This is a genomic window from Agrobacterium sp. El2ro-1b (assembly GCF_048298475.1).
Lineage (GTDB): Bacteria > Pseudomonadota > Alphaproteobacteria > Rhizobiales > Rhizobiaceae > Agrobacterium > Agrobacterium fabrum.
The window spans coordinates 752,096-774,799 of the sequence record NZ_CP103458.1 but is presented as its reverse complement, the minus strand read 5'-3'; the positions used below and the strand labels follow the sequence as shown (position 1 = coordinate 774,799).

21 protein-coding genes are annotated in these 22,704 nt (G+C 58.9%); 14 read left to right on the top strand and 7 right to left on the bottom strand.

What is annotated here, in order from left to right:
• Positions 1 to 23 precede the first annotated feature (23 nt).
• From pgsA to NYR50_RS03840, 3 genes are read left to right on the top strand one after another with little or no spacing between them, the layout of a single operon-like run.
• Positions 24 to 611, top strand: a complete 588-nt coding sequence (pgsA, locus tag NYR50_RS03850; protein WP_006312874.1) for a CDP-diacylglycerol--glycerol-3-phosphate 3-phosphatidyltransferase — start codon at positions 24 to 26, stop codon at positions 609 to 611.
• Complete coding sequence (moaD, locus tag NYR50_RS03845) at positions 611 to 865, top strand: molybdopterin converting factor subunit 1 (protein WP_418136824.1); 255 nt, start codon at positions 611 to 613, stop codon at positions 863 to 865. Before pgsA ends, moaD begins: the two co-directional genes overlap by 1 nt.
• Positions 866 to 869: 4 nt before the next feature.
• Complete coding sequence (locus NYR50_RS03840; RefSeq protein WP_418136823.1) at positions 870 to 1,337, top strand: molybdenum cofactor biosynthesis protein MoaE; 468 nt, start codon at positions 870 to 872, stop codon at positions 1,335 to 1,337.
• A 49-nt stretch (positions 1,338 to 1,386) separates the two neighbouring features.
• On the opposite strand, the gene NYR50_RS03835 is transcribed toward NYR50_RS03840, so the two are convergent.
• Positions 1,387 to 2,283: a branched-chain amino acid ABC transporter permease gene (locus NYR50_RS03835; protein WP_418136822.1), complete on the bottom strand. Its 897-nt coding sequence runs from the start codon at positions 2,281 to 2,283 to the stop codon at positions 1,387 to 1,389.
• Positions 2,284 to 2,343: 60 nt separating this feature from the next.
• Here NYR50_RS03835 and NYR50_RS03830 point away from each other — a divergent pair, with 60 nt between their 5' ends.
• Together NYR50_RS03830 and NYR50_RS03825 are read left to right on the top strand one after the other, a co-directional pair.
• Entirely contained in the window at positions 2,344 to 2,895 is a 552-nt protein-coding gene (locus NYR50_RS03830) for a CGNR zinc finger domain-containing protein (RefSeq protein ID WP_418137250.1), read from the top strand.
• A gap of 32 nt (positions 2,896 to 2,927) precedes the next feature.
• Positions 2,928 to 3,401, top strand: a complete 474-nt coding sequence (locus tag NYR50_RS03825) for a hypothetical protein (protein ID WP_418137249.1) — start codon at positions 2,928 to 2,930, stop codon at positions 3,399 to 3,401.
• 124 nt (positions 3,402 to 3,525) lie between these two features.
• On the opposite strand, the gene ndk is transcribed toward NYR50_RS03825, so the two are convergent.
• Together ndk and NYR50_RS03815 are read right to left on the bottom strand one after the other, a co-directional pair.
• Positions 3,526 to 3,948, bottom strand: a complete 423-nt coding sequence (gene ndk, locus NYR50_RS03820) for a nucleoside-diphosphate kinase (protein WP_003502118.1) — start codon at positions 3,946 to 3,948, stop codon at positions 3,526 to 3,528.
• A 103-nt stretch (positions 3,949 to 4,051) separates the two neighbouring features.
• Entirely contained in the window at positions 4,052 to 4,747 is a 696-nt protein-coding gene (locus NYR50_RS03815) for a glutathione S-transferase family protein (RefSeq protein ID WP_306018497.1), read from the bottom strand.
• Positions 4,748 to 5,002: 255 nt separating this feature from the next.
• Between NYR50_RS03815 and NYR50_RS03810 the strand changes: the two genes are divergently transcribed.
• Together NYR50_RS03810 and NYR50_RS03805 are read left to right on the top strand one after the other, a co-directional pair.
• On the top strand, positions 5,003 to 6,049 hold the full coding sequence (locus tag NYR50_RS03810; protein ID WP_418136821.1) for a GGDEF domain-containing protein: 1,047 nt from the start codon (positions 5,003 to 5,005) through the stop codon (positions 6,047 to 6,049).
• Positions 6,050 to 6,118: 69 nt separating this feature from the next.
• Positions 6,119 to 8,002, top strand: a complete 1,884-nt coding sequence (locus NYR50_RS03805; RefSeq protein WP_418137247.1) for an ABC-F family ATP-binding cassette domain-containing protein — start codon at positions 6,119 to 6,121, stop codon at positions 8,000 to 8,002.
• A gap of 109 nt (positions 8,003 to 8,111) precedes the next feature.
• Here the strand turns inward: NYR50_RS03805 and NYR50_RS03800 are convergent, their stop codons facing one another.
• Positions 8,112 to 10,049, bottom strand: coding sequence for an EAL domain-containing protein (locus NYR50_RS03800; protein WP_418136820.1), 1,938 nt, complete (start codon positions 10,047 to 10,049; stop codon positions 8,112 to 8,114).
• A 457-nt stretch (positions 10,050 to 10,506) separates the two neighbouring features.
• On the opposite strand from NYR50_RS03800, the gene NYR50_RS03795 reads away from it, so the two are divergent.
• A complete protein-coding gene (locus NYR50_RS03795; RefSeq protein WP_010971402.1) occupies positions 10,507 to 11,433 on the top strand; it encodes a Gfo/Idh/MocA family protein in 927 nt (308 codons plus the stop codon).
• A 30-nt stretch (positions 11,434 to 11,463) separates the two neighbouring features.
• Here NYR50_RS03795 and NYR50_RS03790 read toward each other — a convergent pair whose 3' ends face one another.
• The 3 genes from NYR50_RS03790 to NYR50_RS03780 all read right to left on the bottom strand — a co-directional run bounded on the left by NYR50_RS03790 (position 11,464) and on the right by NYR50_RS03780 (position 14,631).
• A complete protein-coding gene (locus tag NYR50_RS03790; protein ID WP_418136818.1) occupies positions 11,464 to 12,492 on the bottom strand; it encodes a diguanylate cyclase domain-containing protein in 1,029 nt (342 codons plus the stop codon).
• Positions 12,493 to 12,662: 170 nt separating this feature from the next.
• Positions 12,663 to 13,112, bottom strand: a complete 450-nt coding sequence (locus NYR50_RS03785) for a DNA polymerase III subunit chi (RefSeq protein WP_418136817.1) — start codon at positions 13,110 to 13,112, stop codon at positions 12,663 to 12,665.
• A 25-nt stretch (positions 13,113 to 13,137) separates the two neighbouring features.
• The gene (locus NYR50_RS03780) at positions 13,138 to 14,631 is read right to left on the bottom strand and encodes a leucyl aminopeptidase (protein ID WP_418137246.1); all 1,494 of its coding nucleotides are present in this window, start codon (positions 14,629 to 14,631) and stop codon (positions 13,138 to 13,140) included.
• Positions 14,632 to 14,928: 297 nt separating this feature from the next.
• Between NYR50_RS03780 and NYR50_RS03775 the strand changes: the two genes are divergently transcribed.
• From NYR50_RS03775 to rsmA, 6 genes are all read left to right on the top strand, one after another.
• The gene (locus tag NYR50_RS03775; protein ID WP_418136816.1) at positions 14,929 to 16,098 is read left to right on the top strand and encodes an LptF/LptG family permease; all 1,170 of its coding nucleotides are present in this window, start codon (positions 14,929 to 14,931) and stop codon (positions 16,096 to 16,098) included.
• Positions 16,095 to 17,183 (top strand): LPS export ABC transporter permease LptG, encoded by a 1,089-nt coding sequence (lptG, locus tag NYR50_RS03770; RefSeq protein ID WP_174008156.1) that lies wholly within the window; start codon positions 16,095 to 16,097, stop codon positions 17,181 to 17,183. Before NYR50_RS03775 ends, lptG begins: the two co-directional genes overlap by 4 nt.
• On the top strand, positions 17,183 to 19,564 hold the full coding sequence (locus NYR50_RS03765; protein WP_418136815.1) for an LPS-assembly protein LptD: 2,382 nt from the start codon (positions 17,183 to 17,185) through the stop codon (positions 19,562 to 19,564). The genes lptG and NYR50_RS03765 overlap by 1 nt, the downstream gene beginning before the upstream one ends.
• Positions 19,565 to 19,858: 294 nt before the next feature.
• Positions 19,859 to 20,806, top strand: coding sequence for a SurA N-terminal domain-containing protein (locus tag NYR50_RS03760; protein ID WP_418136814.1), 948 nt, complete (start codon positions 19,859 to 19,861; stop codon positions 20,804 to 20,806).
• A 26-nt stretch (positions 20,807 to 20,832) separates the two neighbouring features.
• A complete protein-coding gene (gene pdxA, locus NYR50_RS03755) occupies positions 20,833 to 21,855 on the top strand; it encodes a 4-hydroxythreonine-4-phosphate dehydrogenase PdxA (protein ID WP_418136813.1) in 1,023 nt (340 codons plus the stop codon).
• A complete protein-coding gene (gene rsmA, locus NYR50_RS03750; RefSeq protein ID WP_174008152.1) occupies positions 21,855 to 22,685 on the top strand; it encodes a 16S rRNA (adenine(1518)-N(6)/adenine(1519)-N(6))-dimethyltransferase RsmA in 831 nt (276 codons plus the stop codon). Before pdxA ends, rsmA begins: the two co-directional genes overlap by 1 nt.
• Positions 22,686 to 22,704 lie beyond the last annotated feature (19 nt).

The window sequence follows — 22,704 nt, the reverse complement described above, 5'->3', positions numbered from 1 at the left end:
TTATCCAGACTGACAGGTTTCCCATGGCTTCGCGCGCATACAACATTCCCAACCTCCTCACCTATGCCCGCATCCTTGCGGTTCCTGTCATCGTTTTGTGTTTCTTTATCGAAGGAAAGCTGGAAAGCTCGGATTTCGCGCGCTGGACGGCGCTCTGGCTGTTCATCGTCGCTTCGCTGACCGATTTTCTCGATGGTTATCTCGCCCGTATCTGGAATCAGACGTCCAATATCGGCCGCATGCTGGACCCGATCGCCGACAAGCTGCTGGTCGCCTCCGTGCTGCTGTTGATGGCGGCGGATGGCACAATTGCCGGCTGGTCGCTCTGGGCAGCGATTACCATTCTCTGCCGTGAAATTCTGGTTTCCGGCCTGCGCGAATATCTGGCGGCGCTGAAGGTCAGCGTCCCCGTCACCCAGATCGCCAAATGGAAGACCACGATCCAGATGGTGGCCATCGCCTTTCTTCTCGCAGGTCCTGCCGGCGACAAGGTGCTGCCCTATACGACCGAGATGGGGATTACGCTTCTGTGGCTCGCCGCGGCGCTGACCATGTATACCGGTTATGATTACTTCAAGGCGGGCCTCAAGCACATCGTGGACGAAGAGTGATGACGCGGATCGTTTATTTCGCCTGGGTTCGCGAGAAGATCGGCACCGATGAGGAAGAGCTGGATATCCCTTCCTCCGTCACCACCGCCGGCGAGCTGATCGCTTATCTTTCGACACGCGGTGAAAATTACGAAGCAGCCTTCGAGTTTCCCAATGTCATCAGGGTCGCCGTCAATCAGGAACATGTCGAGCATGACGAGAGCATTGTCGGCGCACGCGAGATCGGCATTTTCCCGCCCATGACGGGGGGATGAGCGGATGCAGAAAGTCTCTCAGCCGACGGTTCGCGTGCAGGCAGAAGACTTCGACGCCGCTGACGAAACACGCCTGTTGACGCAAAGCGACAGAAGCATCGGCGCCGTCGTGGCCTTCACCGGGCTCTGCCGGGACGATGGCGGCACGCTGACCGCACTGGAACTCGAACATTATCCCGGCATGGCGGAAGCGGAAATCACCCGCATCGCCAAACTTGCGGTGGAGCGCTTCGGCCTGCTTGGCCTCACCGCCATCCACCGCCATGGCAAGATCGCCACCGGCGAAAACATTGTCCTTGTCATCGCCGCTTCATCGCATCGACAGGCCGCCTTCGATGGTGCCAATTTCGTGATGGACTATCTCAAGACCTCAGCCCCGTTCTGGAAAAAGGAACATGGCAGGGATGGCACATCGGGTGACTGGGTGGTTGCGAAGGCGACCGACGATATGGCGAAGGACAAGTGGCGATAGCGCCTGTTTTCGCGGACGGAAAACCGGAGTCCGCTTTTCCTCGAATGTCCTAAGGCGCTTCCACCCTGCTGCGCATGACGATCAGCCAGCCGACAAGCAAAGCCAGAACCGCCGCATCCCGCCAGGCGACCGGGCCGTAACCGACCCAGAATGTTTCCGCAAAACCGACGGCGGCAGCCCCGAGGCCGCAGATGAGCGGGCTGGCATATCCGCCCGCCGCCGAGATCAGCACGACTTTCAGACCGAAAACGAGACCGGCGCCGAAATCCATGGTGCCGTAATAAAACGTGGCCAGCACACCGGCGATGGCCGCAACGAGACCCGCCGCGCAATAGGACAGCAGAAACACCCTGCCCGCATTCACCCCGAAGAGCGAGGCAGCGAAGGCATCATCCGACACCGCCTTCCAGCGCCTGCCAAAGGCGGAATGGCTGAGATAAAGCGAGCCTGCGAGAATGAGCAGGCAAAAGATTGCCGTGTTCAGCATCTGCATCGGTGTGAGGGTTACGGCAAAGCCGCCCTCGGTCCAGAAACGCACCGGCTGCGATAAAAGCGGCGGCAACCATAATTGCCTTGTATCGGCGGCAAGCCTTGCGCTTTCCGTGAGCGCGATCAATACGCCGACGCCGGCGACGGTCACCGCGTTGGGAGAAGCCTTTGCCAGCGGCCGCATCACCGCTCTGCCGATGAAACCCGCGGCCCAAAGCCCGCCGAACAGGCCTGCCCCCGCCCCCAGCGCCAATGTTGCCGGCAGAACGAGCCACAGCCGGTTCCAACCGAAATCGGCAAACAGGAGGCAGGTCTGGCCGGCAAAGGCGAATATGGCGCCATAGGTCACATCGGCGCGTTTCGTGACCGAAAAGGCGATGGCATAACCGAAGGCCAGAACCGCATAAAGGGCTGCGACCGGCACGGCATTCAGCAATTGTTGCAGGAAATAAGCCAAGCCCGTCCTCCTGCCACGATTATAACTGTTAAAACACATTTTGATAGTTATAATATGCGCATGACATTTCGCTGGACGGAACATCGTTTTGCAGGGGGAGCATTGGCGCTCGATGTCGCCAACAGCGTGATCCTGCGCTCGGACGCGGCAAGGACGCTCGACCGTTTTGCCGTGCCGGAGCAGATCGCCGCCTTTGCCGAAGCGGCAATGCGGCTTGGTGCGGAACGGGACAGGTTTCCTATCCTCATCGCGCCGGAGGCGGACAAACGGCCCATTTTTCTCGAACTGCGCGAGGCGATCGACGATCACTTCCGTTCGTCTGTCTCAGGCGGGGCGGATGATGATGGCAAGCTGGCGCGGTTTCTCTCTGCGGGCGGCACGGCGCTACGGCTATTCCCGGCGTCTGAAAGTCTCGCCAACGCCACCGTCCATTCCGCTCTGTCGCTGCTTGCCAGCGAGACACGGGAACGGCTGCGGATCTGTGGCAATTGCGGCTGGCTGTTCATCGACCGCAGCAAAAACAGAAGCCGTGTCTGGTGCGACATGGCGGTGTGCGGCAACCGGCAAAAAGCCAGCCGGCATTATCAGCGCAAGAAGGAGGTGCAGCCGTGAGAATTGCCCTGGCCCTGCTGGCGATTGCAGCAATGTTGTCTCTTTCCGGTTGCCAGCGCGATGAACCGCGTGAAGTGGCCAAGCTGTCCGGGCGGATGTTCGTCTTCAATTACCGCGTCGCCATCGCCACCTATCTGGTGACGCTTCAGCGCATCGCCCCCATCCGCGACGGCAGCAGCGTGGAGGCGGTTTTCGAAAACCCGCGCGGCGGCCCCGATCTCACGACCAAGGAGAGAATTTTTCCGAAGGACGAAAAGATCAGCGTTCAGAGCCCGCCGGTCGAATGCGTGAAGCAGGACCGGCCCTACAGGGTCACCATCCGCATCAAGGGCCCGGATGGCGATGTCATGCAGACAATCGAGACCACGATCCGCTCCGATACCGACCAGTCGGCTCTGCCGGCCAAGCCTCTGGTGATCGGCCCGCTCTATACGCCCAATCCGGAAGTGTTCAAGCCTGACGGCACGACGGATATGCGCCCGGTTCAGGGGTGCCCGGCGTCGTAGGGAGTGGCGTTGCTTTACCGCCTGTCAAACAAAAAACGGAGCCTTTCGGCCCCGTTTCTTCGAGTCTTTTCAACGGTCTCAGCCAATCGCCTGCAACAGCGATTCAAGCCGTTGAGGTTTTGAATCAGCCAACGATTTCGGTTTCGGCGAACCAGTAGGCGATTTCCTGTGCGGCGGTTTCCGGAGCGTCGGAACCGTGAACGGAGTTTTCGCCGATGGAAAGCGCGAAGGACTTGCGGATGGTGCCTTCAGCAGCCTGGGCCGGGTTGGTGGCGCCCATGATTTCGCGGTTCTTGAGGATGGCGTTTTCGCCTTCCAGAACCTGAACGATGGTCGGGCCGGAGGTCATGCCTTCAACGAGTTCGCCGAAGAAGGGGCGCTCTTTGTGAACGGCGTAGAAGCCTTCGGCTTCGCGCTTGCTCATCCAGACGCGCTTGGAGGCGACGATGCGCAGACCGTTGTCTTCAAATACCTTGGTGATCGCGCCCGTGAGGTTACGCTTGGTTGCGTCCGGCTTGATCATCGAAAATGTGCGTTCAATCGCCATGTGTCCGTTTCCTTTTCCTTCAGAGAAAGTGGGCGGTCTTTACCCGCCCAAAGGCCCGAAAACAAGGGGGATCAACGAGATTGCGACGATGACGCCAGACATTTCACGCCGCTGTCACACTGCGGCCCCGCGCATCGTAGAGATCGAGGCAGCCTTCGAACCAGTCCCGCACCGGATCATTATCGGCAAACAGATCCGCCCCTGACGTGATGCGCGCCCATTGCAGCGCGCCGAAGACGATATAGTCCGCAAACAGCGGCGACGTGCCGCCAATGAAGGGCTGGAAGCTCAACATGCGGCGGATCGGCGCGAGCAATGCCGGAAAAGCAGCGATTTCCGCCTCGCGGTTCGCCGTGACGTCCTCAAGCGGGCGGCCAAGCGCTTTCGTCCTGCTGTCACGGAAATAACGGCGATCCGGCTCATCCAGCATGTTGTGGATATCCAGCAGGGCAATACGGGTGATAGCCGGATGTAGCACCGTCTGTGACCAGCTTTCAACAAAGCGGGCCATCGCCTTGCCACCCTCCCCATCGAACAGCGACGGCCGCTCCGGATAGGCGTCATCCAGATAAAGCGCGATTTCGAAACTGTCGCTCACCAGCTGGTCGCCATCGCGCAGGATCGGCACCGTCTTCGAAAACCCATCCTCCACCGTCGGAATGACCGTGAAGGGCAAGGGGCGCTCCTCGAAATCCAGCCCCTTATGGGCCAGCGAAAGCACGGTTTTCCAGCAATGGGGAGAAAACGGTCTGGAAATATCGCTTCCGCACAACGAGTAGAGCGTTCTGGAATTCGTCATAAGCTACCCTCTTCTGCAATATTGATGAAACGATATAAGAACGGCCGGGCCATGAAATCAAATCAGGATTTGTCATGTGATCGATCAGGAAACGCGTGCGGTCCGCACGTCTGTCCGGCGTGAAAATTTTCGCTTCGCAGCGCCAAAACTTTTCGCGGATTCAGTCAATTTTAAACCGTTGCTTGTAAGAATAAACCCATTCAACAATCGGTTATCGCCGGTCTATTCATAATAATCTCGGTATTGGGGCTGTCAGTGACGACATCGGCGGGCGATAAGAAACGTGATCAGGCAAGAAGTTCTCTTGTCGTTACCAAAATCACCCAATTCATCGCCAAGATGAACATTGCGCCATTCCCGCGCAATTACGAACTGATCTATGAAATATTATCAGGACACAACCCGGCCATGGGCCGCGACATTCTAGCGCTCGGCAATGCGCCGCAGCAGCACGAGATCGATATTATTGGCCAGCGGCACAATCTGCCCGGCTTTTCCCGGATCGAAGCCGAACAGATGGCGAGCGCGACCTTCGACACGCTGACGCAGATTTCCGCGCGGCTGGAGGCAAGCCTTAAACGCACCGAGACCTTCATGGACGCCCTCCAGCAGGATGAGGACAGCGAGCCGCCGGCAACGGAGCGTTTCCTGGAGCTTCTGGGCGACATTCACGAGGAGCAGACGAGCCTTCGGCATTTCATTGCCATGGGGCTGGTGAAAATCCGTGAAGCCGAAAGAAACCGGGTGGAACTTCAGGCCGCCTCCCTGCGCGACAGCTTGACGGCGCTTCCCAACCGGGCCGCCTTTCTGGAAAAGCTCGGCGCCCTTTTTGCAAAGGATCGGGCCGCGTCCGCCACCTCGCTGGTATTGCTCGACATCGATCATTTCCGGGAAATCAACGGCAAATATGGTTCTTCCGCCGGCAATAAGGCACTGCGACGGCTCGCCGCGCTGTTTCGCAAGACCATCAAGAAGGACGATTTCGTCGCTCGCATCGGTGGCGATGAATTCGCCTTTCTGTTTGCCGGGGTACCGCAGAATACGGCCGAGGCGATCGCCGAGCGGCTGCGGCAAAGCGTAGAGGCCCTGCACTTCGCGACCAGTGGTGGCGATGGCGAGCATCTGACGGTTTCGATCGGTGTCGCGGCGGTGGATGGCACCGCCACAGCCGCCGAATTTTTCGGCCATGCCGAACTCGCTTTGCTCTCGGCCCGCAGCGGCACGCGCAACTGCGTTATCGGCTACTCGCGGGAGGTGGCGCAGCACAGCCGCAACAGCTATCTGGCACAGCTCGGCTCCTGAAGCGGCAATCTCTCGCGGTGTGGCGCAGAGGCTCTTGCCTTGGCCAGACAGTTCGGCCAAAACGGCGCCATGATTACGATTACCGATCTTTCCGCCCGCATCGCCGGGCGTCTGCTTCTTGACCATGCCAGCGTGGCGCTTCCCGCCGGTGTGAAGGCGGGTCTCGTCGGCCGCAACGGTGCCGGAAAATCCACCCTGTTCCGGATCATCACCGGCGATCTTGCGGCGGAAGGCGGTTCGGTGACGATCCCGAAACTCGCCCGCATCGGCCAGGTGGCACAGGAAGCGCCGGGCACGGAGGAATCACTGATTTCCATCGTGCTTGCCGCCGACAAGGAGCGCAGCGCGCTTTTGGCCGAAGCGGAAACCGCAACCGATCCTCACCGGATCGCTGAAATCCAGATGCGGCTTGTCGATATCGATGCCCATTCGGCGGAAGCGCGCGCCTCCAGCATTCTTGCCGGTCTCGGTTTCGATCACGAGGCGCAGCTTCGGCCCGCCTCCTCCTTCTCCGGCGGCTGGCGCATGCGCGTGGCGCTCGCCTCAGTGCTGTTTGCCGAACCGGACCTGTTGCTGCTCGACGAACCGACCAACTATCTCGACCTCGAAGGCACGCTCTGGCTGGAAGACTATATCCGGCGTTATCCGCATACCGTCATCATCATCAGCCATGACCGCGATCTCCTCAACAATGCCGTCAATTCCATCGTGCATCTGGACCAGAAGAAGCTGACCTTCTATCGCGGTGGTTACGACCAGTTCGAGCGGCAGAAGGCCGAGGCCGACGAATTGCAGATGAAGGCCAAGGTCAAGAACGACGCGGCGCGCAAACATCTGCAAAGCTTCATCGACCGTTTCCGCGCCAAGGCCACCAAGGCACGCCAGGCCCAGAGCCGCATCAAGGCGCTGGAGCGCATGGGCACCGTTGCCGCCGTGATCGAGGACCATGTCCAGCCGATCACATTTCCCGAGCCGGAAAAGCAGCCCGCCTCCCCCATCGTCGCCATCAATGGCGGCGCAGTCGGATACGAGCCGGGCAAATCCATCCTGAAACAGCTCAATCTCAGGATCGACAATGACGACCGCATCGCGCTGCTCGGCTCGAACGGCAACGGCAAATCGACCTTCGCGAAATTCATCTCCGGCCGGCTTGCACCGCAGGCGGGCGATCTTCGCGTCGCCTCGAGCCTCAAGATCGGTTTCTTCGCACAGCATCAGCTCGACGACCTCGTGCCGGATGAAACGCCCGTCGAACATGTGCGCAAGCTGATGCCGCTGGCGCCGGAAGCGCAGGTGCGCGCTCGCGTGGCGCAAATGGGTCTTGCGACGGAAAAAATGGCGACGGCGGCGAAGGACTTGTCGGGCGGTGAAAAGGCCCGGCTGCTGATGGGGCTTGCCGCCTTCCATGCGCCGAACCTTCTGATCCTCGATGAACCGACCAACCATCTCGACATCGACAGCCGCCGGGCGCTGATCGAGGCGCTGAACGATTATAGCGGCGCGGTCATCCTCATTTCGCACGACCGCCACCTGATCGAAGCGACGGTGGACCGGCTGTGGCTGGTGGCCGACGGCACGGTCAAGACCTTCGAAGGCGACATGGAGGAATATCGCGATCTCGTTATTTCCTCCGGCAGGAAGAAGGACGACAAGACCGAGGCCGCCGCCGACCAGACCTCGAAAGCCGACCAGCGCAAGGCCAATGCAGAAAAGCGCGCCCAGCTGGCGCCGCTCAAGAAAAAGATCAACGAAATCGAATCCCTGACGGCAAAGCTTGAGAAACTGATTCAGGCGCTCGACAAGGAACTGGCGGACCCTGTTTTATACGAAAAAGCCCCTGCCAAGGCCGCGCTGAAAGTGAAGGAGCGCGGCGAGGCCGCTGCCAAGCTTTCCGACGCCGAGGAGCAATGGCTGGTGCTTTCGAGCGAATATGAGGATGCGATGGCGCAGTGATCGTGCGATAACGACGGGCGGGTAACATCCCCCCGTTTCGAAGGTCTCCAGCTTCCGCGATGCCTGCGGCTGCAACGGTAAGATCACGGCGACGTTCTAGCGCAATGCGTTACGCGCATTTCTTCTGGCGAAGCAGGTTTTGAAGCGGGACTGCAGGCGAATAGAGATAACCCTGGCCGAAGCGGATTCCCATCTGCATCAATATCCGGCACTGCTCTTCGGTCTCTATGCCTTCCGTCACCAGCTTGGCGCCATATCGTTCGGCGCTTTCGAAGGCGAGGACAACAGCGTCCCTGAAGCGTGCCTGATCGAGCCGTGATGTCATCCAATGATCGATCTTCACCTCTTCGAAGGGAAACCTTGCCAGCAAGGTGAGCGCCGCATAACCGGTGCCGAAATCGTCGAGAGCCAGCCTTACGCCAGCCGCAATCAGCGTATCGAAGTTGTGTTGCACGGCATCGATGCTCGGCATCTTGCTCATTTCCGTCACCTCGATCGACAGGCGCTGCGCCGGCACCGCCGCCGTCTGCAGCAATGCCACCACCCTCTCCCCGAAACATGGCATCGCAAAGGAGGAAGCGGAGACATTCACGGCGAGATGAAAGCCAGGATCAACCTCGTGTAACGCCGCAAGGTCTCGGACCACCGCGTCGATAGTCGCCCATTCGAATTCCGCCAGCAGTCGGTGACGCTCGGCGATTTCCAGCACGTAGTAGGGCGAAAGCGTCTGCCCATGCGCATCGACGGCACGTAAAAGCGCCTCGGCGCCAATCATGCGGCGCGTATGGATTTCAAACTTAGGCTGGTAAAATATTGGCGGGTTTCCGTTCTTGATCCACCGGACCAGCATCTGCCGGACCCCCTCGTCCCGTGCCGCTTTTTCGGCAAAAGAAAAAGGGAATATCTGCACGGCACTTTCGCTTCTCTGCAGGGCGAGGCTGAGGTGTTTGAGGAATGACGCGATGTTCTGATGGGAGAGCCTATCCAAATTCGCGGCCCCGATTTTCAGATACGGAACCGGGCCTGCCTCGGTGGAGCGCGAAAAAGCGATCAGCGCCTCGTGCAGATGCATGACCAGATGGGCGCTCTCCGACTTGTCGAACGAGACCCCTTCTATGAGGACCGCGAGCGTTGCATCGCTGAACATGAAGCTCTGCGGCGCCAGGAACCTCGACAAGAGCCCATTGTCGCCATCGCAGATTTCTTGCGCCAGTTTTGGCCAGAATAAATCCGCCCAATCCTCGCCCTGATGGGCCGCGACATCGGCAATGTTGACAATTTCGATCAAAAGAAGCGCGTGGGGGGCCGAAGGCGTCCCCTGAATGGCCAGTTCGATATGATCTTTAAGCGCACGCCGATTGGGCAGACCTGTCAAGGGATCTGTGAGTGCGGCAAGATCACGTTTCTTTGCCGCCTCCCGCGCCCGCGCCTCAGTGCGCAACAGCAGGAAAAGGCATGCGATCATGGGCAGACCCACGGATGAGCCGACAATGCGCCGCCCGACATTGCTCAGAAACACCTCCTGTCCAATCATGTCGAAACCATAGGTCAGGGACACGGCGAACAAGGCGGCGAAAATCCTGATCGCGAAAACGCCGCCGATCTCCAGAACGCCGAGGTCAGTCAGGGGGCGACCGCGCAGCCAAGCATACATGGCAATGCCAAACGCCGAGATGACGCCCATGTCCAAAATTGCGGCACCGAACAATGCCGGCCCGCCGAACAGGAAGCGTCCCGCGGCGATTAACGCGAAACCGATCAGCCCTCCCTGCCAGGAGCCCAGCACTCCTGCCAGAAACAGCAGGTCCGAACGGATATAGGGTTTCGAGGGCAGCTTGATGAAGTCGGAAACCAGCATCGTCAATAAAAAGCCGGCCACTCCAAACACAAAGCCGTAGTAAATTCTGTAACGCGCGTCAGTGATTGCCACGTCTCGCCGCAACAACATCAATATGGACACCATGCCGACAACAGCCGCGGCCTGAAGAAGCAGAAATGGAAGCTCGGCTACTGAAGCGGATAGCTGGGGGAAGACCAATTCCATCATTGGCACTTCACCGCCGGATGACGGCAGCAGCGCAATTGCAGCACATCTTGATAAGGATGCTGGATTTCACGCGCGGTCAATTGGTAAAATCCGACCTAAGCGTGGGCAACGGCATCGCAGACACCGCCTACACTTAAGTTTCGCAATATAATCATAGCGCCTCCACCGGAAATAAAAAATCAAAATAAAATAAACAACAAACAATATCGATTGGAGATTACCGAAAAAGATCATAATTGAAATATCAATTTCAATGGAATGACATTTATATATAAAAATATTTACTGCACCTCGCCTCTTTATTATTTTCGAATATACATTTGAATATTGCGCCACATCCCGGCGATACAAAAATGACGCGACGGGCGGGATCATCGCCTTGCCCCTTCGGTTGTTTCTGCTAAAAACCTGTAAAGTCACACTTTATCCCATGAAGCACTCAAACGGATCCCTCTCCATGTCAGCCACCAAGCTTGCCATTGTAGGCGTCGGCAAAATCGTTCGCGACCAGCATCTCCCCGCCATCGCAGGCAATCCGGATTTCGAATTGATCTGCACCGCCAGCCGCCACGGCACCGTGGACGGTGTTTCCTCCTATGGCACCATCGAGGCCATGCTGGAGGCGGAGCCGGCAATCAATGCGGTTTCGCTGTGCATGCCGCCGCAATATCGTTACGAGGCAGCTTACGCGGCGCTGAATGCCGGCAAGCATGTTTTCCTTGAAAAGCCGCCGGGTGCTACGCTTTCGGAGGTGCAGGATCTCGCTCGTCTGGCGGATTCGAAGGGTCTTTCGCTGTTTGCCAGCTGGCATTCCCGTTATGCGCCGGCGGTGGAGGCAGCGAAGGCGTTTCTGGCCTCGACGACAATCGACAGCGTGCATGTCATCTGGAAAGAGGATGTGCGCCACTGGCATCCGAACCAGGCCTGGATCTGGCAGGCGGGCGGTCTCGGCGTGTTCGATCCCGGCATCAATGCGCTGTCGATCATCACCCATATCCTGCCCCGCGCACTGTTCCTGACCAAGGCGACGCTGGAATTCCCTGAAAACCGCGACGCCCCGATCGCCGCCGACCTGCATTTTTCCGACGTTGAAAAAACGCCCGTCCATGCCGAATTCGACTGGCGCCAGACCGGCAAGCAGAGCTGGGATATTGTTGCCGAAACGGCAGCGGGACGGATGGTACTTTCGGAAGGCGGCGCGAAGCTCTCGATCAACGGCGAGGAAAAACTGTCCCAGCCGGAACGGGAATATCCGGCGCTTTACGAGCGCTTCGCCGAGATCATCAAGGCCGGCCGCTCCGACGTCGATCTTGCGCCGCTGACCCATGTGGCTGACGCCTTCCTGCTCGGCCGCCACAAATTCGTGGATTCGTTCTACGACTGAGAAGCCTCAACGCTTCCAGACATACAAGCCTCAGAGGGCGCGGCTGACAAAGCGGTCGCGCCCTGATTTTTTGGCCTGATAGAGGGCTTCGTCGACGCTGCGCAGCAGTGTCGGGCGATCGGCACCGGCCTGCGGCGCAATTGCGCCGCCGATGCTGAGACGTGCAAGCACGTTTTCGCCCTCCACATGAAACGGCTGCCGAAACGCTTCAAGCAGCCTTTCCGCTAGACTGCCAATGATGGACGCAGACGTCGGACGCGGAACGAATATCGCGAATTCGTCACCACCCATACGGACCACCGTATCTTCAGCTCTGACAACGTCGCGAATGCGTGCGGCCGCCTCGACAAGAACCTTGTCTCCTGCGGCATGACCCAGCGTATCGTTGATGGCCTTGAAACCGTCGAGATCGAGATAGAGAACACCAAAGGTTTCCTTCTCGCAAAGCGCTGCGCCAAGTTCCAGATCAACGATGGAATCCAGAGCCTTGCGGTTATAGAAACCCGTGAGAGGATCGGTCATGGCCGCGTCGCGCAATTCACGAGCGGCAAGGCTCATGGTGAAATTGGCTTTTTGCAGTCTCAGAAGCGCTCCGGCAAGCGTCGCGAAATATCTCAGATTGTCGATCTCGGCCGGTGAATAGTCACGCACGTTGGGATCAAGCAGACAGAAGGTGCCGACAACGAGACCGGGCTCAAGTTCGATCGGCGCGCCCGCATAAGATCGCAATTCAGGGCTACCTTTCACATAGGGAAGCCAGCCGAATTCCGGGTGGACGCTCAGATCAGACACCGTCAAAACATTCTGTGTCACGACCACGCGGTCGCAGATGGCGATATCCCGGGAACACTCCTGAAATTGCAGGCCCGCCTGCTCGGCGATATGCAGCCAGTCCTCGTCCAGAATGTGAACTGCCGCGCGTGCCACGTCGAACACGCCCTGCGCCAGTTGGGAGATTGCCCTCAATTCGTCAGTTTCGGCATTCTTGAAGGCGACAACCGACCGCACGGCCACAAGACGCTCCACCTCCCGATCCGGTCTAGAAATCGCCTGTCCCATGCCAGATCCTTCTATTTTACCGCGCCGCAAACGCTTTTGCCCTCAGCCTGCGACTGGATATCAAGCCGATTATTTAAGCACTTCATAGAGCAAAAGGTTGCAAGCGATGCCACATGCGATTTCTTACCAGTCCATTCCAGTGGGCTGGTCTGAATATGGCCGGGCGGCAGTCAGGCCTTTTTTTGCCAGCGACCTTCGGGAGACTGCTGCCAATAGGTCAGCGAATGCCCCTCTGCCTTCAGCGTTTTCCAGTGGTTACGCGCCATTTCCAGCTGGTAGGCGTCGTATCCGTCGAACATGAAGACGACGCGCTCATAGGTCTCCACCGCTGGCGGCTCGGCGCCGTCGACCAGAAAGCGTACGTTCGCCGCATTGCCGTTCTCGCTCGACGCCGTCAGAAGAATCGGCTGGTTCTGCGGCGCAGATGACGCATCGGTGGCGTGCGGCAGGAAACTATCGTCGCGAAAGGTCCACAGATGTGTGTCGAGGAAATCGCGGCGCTCCTCGTCGACAGTCTGGATCGCGACCTTCCAGCCGCGTTCCAGCGATTTCTCGAGCAAAGGCGGCAGCGCATCCTCCAGCTTCGATTCCGTCAGATGGTAGAACAGAATTTCAGTCATTCGCAGACGCGCCGCTCCGCTCGCTTCAATCTTCGTAATGGGCACGAACGAGTTCGTTCAGCAGACGCACGCCGTAGCCCGAGCCCCAGGACTGGTTGATCTCGGTCAGCGGTGAACCCATGGCGGTGCCGGCAATATCGAGATGCGCCCACGGCGTTTCGCCAACGAAACGCTTGAGGAACTGCGCGGCGGTGACGGAACCCGCCAGCCGGCCGGAGCTATTCTTCATATCGGCGAATTTGGAATCGATGATCTTGTCGTAATCCTTGCCGAGCGGCATGCGCCACAGCCTCTCGGCCGTCGCCTCTCCGGCCTGTGCAAGCCGCGTGGCCAGCTCGTCGTCGTTGGAGAAAAGACCGGCCTGAAGATTGCCGAGCGCAACCGTGATCGCACCCGTCAGCGTGGCGAGATTGATCATGAATTTCGGGTTGAAGCGATCCTTGGTGTACCAGAGCGCATCAGCCAGAACCAGCCGGCCTTCGGCATCGGTATTGATGATCTCGATGGTCTGGCCGGACATGGAGGTGACGATATCGCCGGGACGCTGGGCATTGCCATCAGGCATGTTTTCCACAAGGCCGATGACGCCGATCACGTTTGCCTTGGCCTTGCGGGCCGCAAGCACATGCATCAGGCCGGTGACGGCAGCAGCACCGCCCATGTCACCCTTCATGTCTTCCATGTTGAGACCGGGTTTCAGCGAAATGCCACCGGTGTCGAAAACGACGCCCTTGCCGACGAAGGCGATGGGCTCGTCTTTCTTGGAACCACCGTTCCACTGCATGACTGCCAGCCGCGGCGGGCGAGCCGAACCCTGCGCAACACCGAGAAGCGCATTCATGCCGAGCTTCTTCAGCTCTTTTTCGCCGAGAATCTCGACATCGACACCAAGCTTGCGCAGCTCTTCCGCTTTTTCGGCGAATTCGACCGGGCCAAGCACATTCGGCGGCAGGTTGACGAGATCACGCGCCAGAACCACGCCGCCCGCAATGGCTTCCGACACGGCAAAGGCCTTTTCCGCGTCCTTATGGGCGGCGGTTACGATGGTGACATCGACTTTCTTCGGCGTCTTTTCATCGTCGGATTTCTTCTTGGTCTTATAGGCATCGAAACTATAGGCGCGCAGCAGGAGGCCAAGCGCGAAATCCGCAGCCACCTCTGCGTTCATCTCGACACCCGGGGCATCGAGATAGATGACGACCCGGTCCGCCTTCTTGAAATGGGCAGTCGCGGTGCCGCCGGCGCGCAGCCAGTCATGGGCGACCAGCTTCGACGGCTTGCCGAGCCCGATGACGAGCAGACGGTCGGCAGCGGAACCCTGCGGCGCGATGACGTCTAGCGTCGCCATCGACTTTGCGGAAAAGCCGGAAATCTTCGACGCCCTCTCGATCACACCACCCGGATCGGCCTCAGAAGCACCGGCAACGGCCTGCGCCTCGCCCGAGGCCTGCAGCACGATGGCCAGGGCATTTTCCAGCGAGGCGGAATTGGCGAAAGAAATATCGAATTTAGCGGACATGTTTTCCTGCTCTTCTTGGACGACTTGCACGATGCGCGTGATCATGGCCTTTTCGGCCCGGGGCGCAACCCGCATTCTTTAAAGGCCTACAGTCGTTAAAGGAAAGGCATTTTTGTGGAAGACGACATCACGTCATGAAACCGACAGCTTGTTTCACAAAAAGACACAGGGCGTGGAAAAATCATCGCGCAAAACATATTTGTGAGCATGCCGGAATAGCCAATTGCCAACGATGCGATTAGATAGGCGGAAATTCGGCGAGCGATCGCACGAAAAAACAATATCGAACAGGGCCGTATGAAGCTTCTCGAGAACTATATCCTGCGGCGGACAACGCAGATGTTTCTGGTCGCGCTGTTGCCGGTGCTGGCCATCATCTGGACCATCCAGGTTCTCCAGAGAATCAATCTCGTGACCGATACGGGCCAGTCGATGGGTTCCTTCATGGCGCTCGCGACGATGATTCTGCCGACGCTTATCCCCGTGGTTCTGCCGTTCGCACTTGTCATCGGCATCACCCAGATCTTCACGACGATGAACAATGATTCCGAGCTTGCCATCATCGATGCGGCCGGAGCGCCGCGTTCGGTGATGTATCGCCCGGTTCTCATTCTGGCCGCCGTTCTGAGCCTGTTTTCCTTCACCATCACCAATTTCATCGAGCCGCCAGCGCGCAACTCCGCCCGGCAGATGGTGGCCGCCGCTTATGCTGACCTGTTGTCTTCGGTCATCGAGGAAAAGACCTTCCGCACCATTCAGGACGGCCTTTACGTGCAGATCGCCCAGCGGCAGGGCCGTATCCTCAAGGGCCTGTTCGTGGCCGATCGCCGCGATCCGAATTTCGACCTCATCTATTATGCCAAGGAAGGCATGATTGATGAAAGCGGCACGTCGCTGACCATGCGCGACGGCGAAGTGCAGCAGAAGACGCCCGACGGCAAGGTCTCGATCGTCAAGTTCCTGTCCTACGCCTTCGACCTTTCGACCATGTCGGAAAAGCAGGATTCGGAGCCGTCGCTTTCGCCCGGCGATGCGAGCCTCGGCTTCCTTCTCTCACCGGACGAGAACAATGCGAGCTACAAGCGCTCGCCGGAGACCTTCCGCAGCGAGTTGCACAAGCGCCTGTCGGACTGGATGTTCGCCTTCGCCTTCGCGCTGATTTCGCTCACCATCGCCGCCGATTCCCGGTCGCACCGCGAAGCGCGCCTGCATCCGATGGTCGCCGCGCTGGTAACGGCATTCATGCTGCGCTGGCTCGGTTTTTACGTCACCAATCAGGTCAAGCAGAGTGCTGCCTTCATTCCGCTGGTCTATGCCGTGCCGGGCCTCAGCGGTGCCGCTGCCGCCTTCGTGCTGATGACCGGCCGTAAGCCGAAAATGCCGAAGGTGATTGCGGATGCGGCAGGTCGCCTACGCCGTCTCTTCTCCAGCCGGATGGTGAAAAACCCGGGGAGCGGTAACGTATGATTTTCAACACGCTCGCCCGGTATTTCCTGAAGCGATATCTGATGACAGCCATCTGGTTCGTGCTCGGCGTATCGTCGATCATCTATCTCGCCGATTTCAGCGAGACGGCACGGCGCATGTCCGGCCTGCCCGGCTATTCCGTTCCGGCCGCCCTTGGCCTGACGGCGCTTCGCCTGCCGCTGATCCTGCAGCAAACCGTTCCTTTCATCGCGCTTTTCGTCGGCATGACGACGCTGATCTCGCTCAACCGGCGTTACGAACTGGTGGTGACGCGTGCCGCGGGCATTTCCGCCTGGCAATTCATCCTCCCCTTCGTGCTCGGCGCAGTTTTCATCGGCATCCTGTCCGTCATGGTCCTCAACCCCATCGCCGCATGGGGCCAGAACAAGTCACTGGCCATGGAGGCAGGTCTGCGCAACGACGCAGGCGGCGGCCGCCAACAGGAGATCATTCCGTGGATGCGCCAGTCGAGCGGCGGCCAGGATACGATCATCGGCGCCAAGAGCTTCGAAGACAACGGAACGATGCTTCTCGACGTGGTTCTCATCGACCTCGACAAGGACGGAAACATCGTCTCGCGAAAGGATGCGAAGTCGGCTAAATTGGAAGATGGTTACTGGCTTCTTAACGGCGTTTCGGAAACACGCGCCGGACATGTGCCAGTTCGGCAAGAAAGCATGCAGATCAGTACCAATCTGAGACGGGAATTCGTCCAGGAGCGCATGACGCAGACGGAAACCGTTGCTTTCTTTGACCTTTCTCACAAGATCGAAGTTGCAAAGTCCTTTGGACTATCTTCAAAGGCGCTTGAGACGCAGTATCATTTCCTGCTATCGACGCCCCTGCTTCTGGTCGCGATGACCTTGATCGCCGCGACCGTTTCACTAAAGTTCAGCCGCTTCGCCCAATCGCGCTCCGTGATTCTGGGTGGAATCGTTTCCGGCTTCGTGCTTTATGTAGTAACCGTGCTCGTAAGGGCATTCGGGAGTGGTGGTGTTGTCCCTCCCTCCGTCGCGGTCTGGGTTCCAGTTATCGTGGCGTTGGCTTTGGGGGCAACCATTCTGCTTCATCAGGAGGACGGCTAGTGGCGGTATATGACCGCGGGAATATCAGGCGGCTTTGGACGGCCCTTCTGACAGGTGCCGCTGTGTGCGCGTATTTGGCATCCAGCCCGGTCGCTTTCGGCCAGGATGGACTGCTTGCGTCGGCAAGCCAAGACGATTCGAAACTCCTGCTTACAGCAAATGAACTGACCTATAACCGCGATTCCCAGCGCGTCATCGCCAAGGGTGTGGTTCGCATGAATTATTCGGGCTACCGCATGGTGGCCCAGCAAGTGGAATACAACCAGCAGACCGGTCGCGTGATTGCCCATGGCAACATCGAGTTGATCGAGCCGGGCGGCAACAAGATTTATGCCGACGAAATGGACGTCACCGACGACTTCGGTCAGGGATTCGTGAATGCCCTGCGCGTCGAGACCACGGACAATACCCGTATCGCGGGTGAAAGCGCCGAGCGTCTCAACAGCGACACGATGGTCCTTAATAACGGCGTTTACACCGCCTGCCTGCCCTGCGCCGAGCGCCCCGAAAAGGCGCCGCTATGGCAGGTCAAGGCTGAGCGCGTCATTCAGGACGGCAAGACCCATACGGTGCGGCTGGAAAAGGCCCGCCTGCAGCTTTTCGGCCATTCGATCGCCTATATTCCGTTCCTCACGGTTCCGGATAATACGGTCAAGCGGAAGTCCGGTTTCCTGTTCCCGCAGATGAGCATGACCAACAAGCTCGGCTTCGGTATCGGTGTCCCCTATTTCCAGGTTCTGTCCGATACGTCCGACCTCACGGTCACGCCGACCTACTACACAAAGCAGGGTCTGCTCCTTCAGGCCGAATTGCGCCAGCGTTTCGAGACCGGCATGCACACGCTGACGATTGCCGGCATCAGCCAGCAGTCTTCGGATACGTTCATCTCCGGAACGAGTGACGCGTTGAACGATCAGCGCGGCATGGTGGCGACTAAGGGTGATTTCAGCATCAACCCACGCTGGGCCTTCGGCTGGGACGCCATGGTGCAGTCCGACAACAACTTCTCGCGTACCTACAACCTGAAGGGCTACAAGAACGACGTCCAGACCAATCAGATTTATCTGGCGGGTACGGGCGAACGTAACAGCTTTGATGCCCGCGGTTATTACTTCAATGTGCAGGACACGGATAATTCGGAGCTGAAGGAACGCAAGCAGGCGATCGTTCATCCTGTTGTAGACTATCGTTACTTCCTTCCGGATCCGATCTATGGCGGCGAACTTTCGCTGACGACGAACTTCACGAGCATCAGCCGTTCGACGCAGGATTCCTACGCAATGGGCGGTTTCCCGCGCTTCAACGGTCTGGAAGGGTCGTATACGCGCTGGACCACCGAAGCGGAATGGAAGCGCACCATCACGATGGATAGCGGCCTGCAGATCACGCCGATCCTCGCGGCGCGCGGCGACGCGCTGTGGACCGACATGACCGCGGCAAGCTTCACCTCCGGTGGCACATCCTATGCCTATGAGGGCATGATCAATGACGACGCAGCATTGCGCGGCATGGTTACCGGCGGTCTCGAACTGCGTTACCCATGGCTGTTCACGGCGCTGAACAGCAATCACGTCATCGAGCCGATCGCGCAAATCTTCGTGCGGCCAAACGAGCAATATTCCGGTCGTTTCCCGAACGAGGATGCGCAGGCCTTCGTGTTCGACGCCACAAACCTCTTCGAGCGCGACAAGTTCTCCGGCTTCGACCGGATCGAAGGCGGCACGCGTGCGAATATCGGCTTCCGTTATAACGGCACGTTTGACAATGGTTACGGCATCCGCGCCATTGCCGGTCAGTCCTTCCATCTGGCGGGCGAAAATTCCTTCGCCTCCTACGACTTGCTGAATGTGGGCGCCAATTCCGGCCTCGAATCCGATCGTTCGGATTATGTCGCCATGGCAGCCTTCGATGCCCCGATCGGTCTTTCGCTGTCCTCGAGCCTGCGTCTCGACAAGGACAATTTCGAAATCAACCGGTCTGAAACGGGCATCAGCTATTCGGATCGCCGCATCAACGGCAAGCTCAGCTACACGCAGGTCAAGGCACAGCCGGAATACGGATATAACGAAAACCGCGATATCATTCAGGCTTCCGGTTCGCTGCGCATGGACGACAACTGGTCGCTATTCGGTTCGATCAATTACGATCTGAACGGAAAATTTGCCGCAGAGCGTCGTATCGGCATTGCCTATCAGGACGAATGCACGATCTTGACGGTCAGCTATTCCGACGAGGGTAATATCAATTCCAGCCGCCAGGCCGCCAATGACTGGTCGATCAATGCGCGCCTCGCCTTCCGCACGCTCGGCGACGTCAGCGTCGGTTCGGCCAATGAGGACTGGAACGACATGGATATCGGCTGGAAACCAAACAACTACTGAGTTTAAAGGCAGGTCACGCAGCATCGTGGCCTGCCTTTTGCCATTTGCTCAGTAAAGCCACGGTTTTGCCGCAACAACACGCCAGTGTCGGCCGGACATGAAACCTACCGGGTTTTCTTTCAACAAACCGACACATTGCCGTCTTGCGGATCGCGATGATATATACGTGGCAAATTCGCGGTGCGGATGCGCAGGTGCAGGTCTGAAAAGCCGGGGAGTTCGATATTCCCCGCTTCGGGCGGAACAGATTGGCGGAACAGGGCAAGGACCCTGGCCGACGAAAGGGAGAAGCATATGATGAATTTCGGAAAGTCGGCTTTGCGTGGCGCTGCTTTTGCCTTTGCGATTTTCGCCGTTCCCATGGCCATCGTGCCTTATGCCGGCCAGGCCTTCGCCGACAGCACCGTCAAGATCGTCGTCAACAAGACGCCCATCACCAACGATGATATTGCAAGACGCGTCGCCTTCCTGAAGCTGCAGCGCCAGTCGGGCAATCTCAACGAAAAGGCCCGCGAACAGCTGGTTGACGAGGCACTGAAGCGCGAAGAGATCGGCCGCGTGAAGATGTCAGTCAGCACGCAGGACGTCGACGCCGCATTCGCGCGATTTGCCGGCAATAACAAAATGAAGCCCGAGCAACTGACGAAAGTGCTTGCGCAGGCGGGTGTTGGCGCCGAGCACTTCAAAGCCTTCATCGCCGTTCAGATGAGCTGGCCGCGCCTCGTCAACGCCCGTTATGGCGCACGCGGCAAGATGTCGAACCAGGATCTCGTCACCCGCCTGAAGGAACGCGGCGAAAAGCCCGTGACCACGGAATATTTCCTGCAACAGGTCATCTTCGTCATCCCGGAAGCAAAGCGTAACGCCATTACCGGCAAGCGCAAGGCCGAGGCCGAAGCCTCGCGCAAGCGCTACCCCGGCTGCGACCAAGCCATGAGCTTCGCCGCAACCATGCGTGACGTGGCGATCAAGGACCTCGGACGCATTCTCGCGCCGGAACTGCCGGAAGACTGGAAGGCGCTGGTGGAGAAGACCAAGGAAGGCGGCACCACCGGCACGCGTGTGACCGAGAAGGGTGTCGAATATCTGGCCATCTGCAAGCAGCGTCAGGTTTCCGACGACTACGCCGCGGAAATGGTGTTCAAGGCCGAAGACCTGATGAAGGCCAAGGACGGCGAAAACCCGAACGAAAAGAAATACATGGATGAGCTGCGCAAGAAGGCGCAGATCGTCAATACCTGATATTGATACGAGAGCCGGTTCTTTCCGTGACACATGCATCCCTGCCGCTTGCCCTGACCCAGGGAGATCCAGCCGGTATCGGCCCCGATATCGCCATCAACGCCTGGGCGAAGCGCCGGGAGAACGACGTGCCGCCATTTATCTTCATCGGCGATCCCGATGTGGTGGCGAGCCGTGCGGCGCTGATCGGCGTGCCGGTCAATATCGAGACCTGCGATCCGGAAGGCGCCGTTGGCCTGTTCGAGCGCGCTTTCCCCATACTCCCCCTTCCTGTCGGGTTTGACGTGCAGGCGGGTCAGCCGCATGTCGGCGCTGCCCACGCGACGATCAAGGCCATCGAGATGGCCGTTTCCCTGACGGTTGAAGGCAGGGCTGCGGCTGTCGTCACCAATCCGATTGCGAAATCCGTGCTTTACGAAGCCGGATTCGGTTTTCCCGGTCATACGGAATTTCTGGCCGATCTCGCCCTGCGCCAGACGGGCAAGCCGGTGATGCCGGTGATGATGATTGCCGGTCCCAAGGTTCGGGTCGTGCCGGTAACCATCCATATTCCGATAAAGGACGTGCCGGCCGCCCTCAGTGAAGAATTGATCGTCACGACCTGCCGGATCATCGATACCGATCTGCGGGAAAAATTCGGCATAACTGCACCGCGTCTGGCTGTCGCCGGTCTCAACCCGCATGCGGGTGAAGATGGCGCGCTGGGCACGGAGGACCGCGATGTGGTTCATCCCGCGACCATACGGTTGCGCAAGGACGGCATCGACGCCTTCGGTCCCCTGCCCGCCGACACCATGTTCCACGATGCCGCCCGCAAGCGTTATGACGTGGCGGTGTGCATGTATCACGATCAGGCACTCATTCCGGCCAAGGCGCTCGGCTTTGACGATTCGGTCAACGTCACGCTCGGCCTGCCCTTCATCCGCACGTCGCCCGACCATGGCACTGCCTTCGGCATTGCCGGCCAGGGCATTGCCAATGAGGCGAGCCTCGTGGCGGCGCTGAAGATGGCCGCGGAGATTTCCACCCGCAGCCGGGTTGGCGCGTAATGGCCGCCATCGACGGACTGCCGCCGCTGCGCGATGTCATCCAGCGCCATGGGCTTGATGCGAAGAAATCGCTCGGCCAGAATTTCCTGTTCGACCTCAACCTGACCCAGAAGATCGCCCGCACCGCCGGGCCGCTCGATGGGGTGACGGTGATCGAGGTCGGCCCCGGCCCCGGCGGCCTTACCCGTGCCATTCTGTCGCTCGGTGCGAAAAAGGTCATCGCCGTCGAGCGCGACAGCCGCTGCCTGCCCGTTCTTGCGGAAATCGAAGCACATTATCCCGGACGGCTCGAGGTCATCGAGGGCGACGCGCTGAAGACGGATTTCGAGGCACTGGTTCCCGCCGGCGAGCCTGTGCGCATCATCGCCAATCTGCCCTATAATGTCGGCACGCAATTGCTGGTCAACTGGCTGCTGCCAAAGGAGTGGCCGCCCTTCTGGCTCTCCATGACGCTGATGTTCCAAAAGGAAGTGGGCCAACGCATCGTCGCCGAAGAAGGCGACAATCACTACGGCCGCCTCGGCGTGCTCGCCGGATGGCGCACCGTTTCCGAAATGGCCTTCGACGTTCCACCACAGGCCTTCAGCCCGCCGCCGAAGGTGACTTCGACGGTCGTGCACCTGCTGCCCAAGGACAAGCCGTTGCCCTGCGACGTCGCGAAGCTTGAAAGGGTTACGGAGGCGGCCTTCGGCCAGCGTCGCAAGATGCTGCGCCAGAGCGTCAAGAGCCTTGGCGGAGAAACGCTGCTGGAAAAGGCGGGCATCGATCCCACGCGCCGGGCGGAAACGCTCTCGGTGGAAGAATTCGTGACGTTGGCGAATTGCCTGTAAGGTAAGGCAGATGGCACCG

Bases quoted from the DNA above. Each gene is read 5' to 3' on its own strand.
- lptG (WP_174008156.1), top strand. From the start codon at position 16,095: ATGATTTTCAACACGCTCGCCCGGTATTTCCTGAAGCGATATCTGATG.
- NYR50_RS03805 (WP_418137247.1), top strand. From the start codon at position 6,119: ATGATTACGATTACCGATCTTTCCGCCCGCATCGCCGGGCGTCTGCTT.
- NYR50_RS03815 (WP_306018497.1), bottom strand. From the start codon at position 4,747: ATGACGAATTCCAGAACGCTCTACTCGTTGTGCGGAAGCGATATTTCC.
- NYR50_RS03830 (WP_418137250.1), top strand. From the start codon at position 2,344: ATGACATTTCGCTGGACGGAACATCGTTTTGCAGGGGGAGCATTGGCG.
- NYR50_RS03840 (WP_418136823.1), top strand. From the start codon at position 870: ATGCAGAAAGTCTCTCAGCCGACGGTTCGCGTGCAGGCAGAAGACTTC.
- NYR50_RS03800 (WP_418136820.1), bottom strand. From the start codon at position 10,049: ATGATGGAATTGGTCTTCCCCCAGCTATCCGCTTCAGTAGCCGAGCTT.
- rsmA (WP_174008152.1), top strand. From the start codon at position 21,855: ATGGCCGCCATCGACGGACTGCCGCCGCTGCGCGATGTCATCCAGCGC.
- NYR50_RS03795 (WP_010971402.1), top strand. From the start codon at position 10,507: ATGTCAGCCACCAAGCTTGCCATTGTAGGCGTCGGCAAAATCGTTCGC.
- moaD (WP_418136824.1), top strand. From the start codon at position 611: ATGACGCGGATCGTTTATTTCGCCTGGGTTCGCGAGAAGATCGGCACC.
- ndk (WP_003502118.1), bottom strand. From the start codon at position 3,948: ATGGCGATTGAACGCACATTTTCGATGATCAAGCCGGACGCAACCAAG.
- NYR50_RS03780 (WP_418137246.1), bottom strand. From the start codon at position 14,631: ATGTCCGCTAAATTCGATATTTCTTTCGCCAATTCCGCCTCGCTGGAA.
- NYR50_RS03790 (WP_418136818.1), bottom strand. From the start codon at position 12,492: ATGGGACAGGCGATTTCTAGACCGGATCGGGAGGTGGAGCGTCTTGTG.
- NYR50_RS03825 (WP_418137249.1), top strand. From the start codon at position 2,928: ATGTTGTCTCTTTCCGGTTGCCAGCGCGATGAACCGCGTGAAGTGGCC.
- NYR50_RS03775 (WP_418136816.1), top strand. From the start codon at position 14,929: ATGAAGCTTCTCGAGAACTATATCCTGCGGCGGACAACGCAGATGTTT.
- pgsA (WP_006312874.1), top strand. From the start codon at position 24: ATGGCTTCGCGCGCATACAACATTCCCAACCTCCTCACCTATGCCCGC.
- NYR50_RS03760 (WP_418136814.1), top strand. From the start codon at position 19,859: ATGATGAATTTCGGAAAGTCGGCTTTGCGTGGCGCTGCTTTTGCCTTT.
- NYR50_RS03785 (WP_418136817.1), bottom strand. From the start codon at position 13,112: ATGACTGAAATTCTGTTCTACCATCTGACGGAATCGAAGCTGGAGGAT.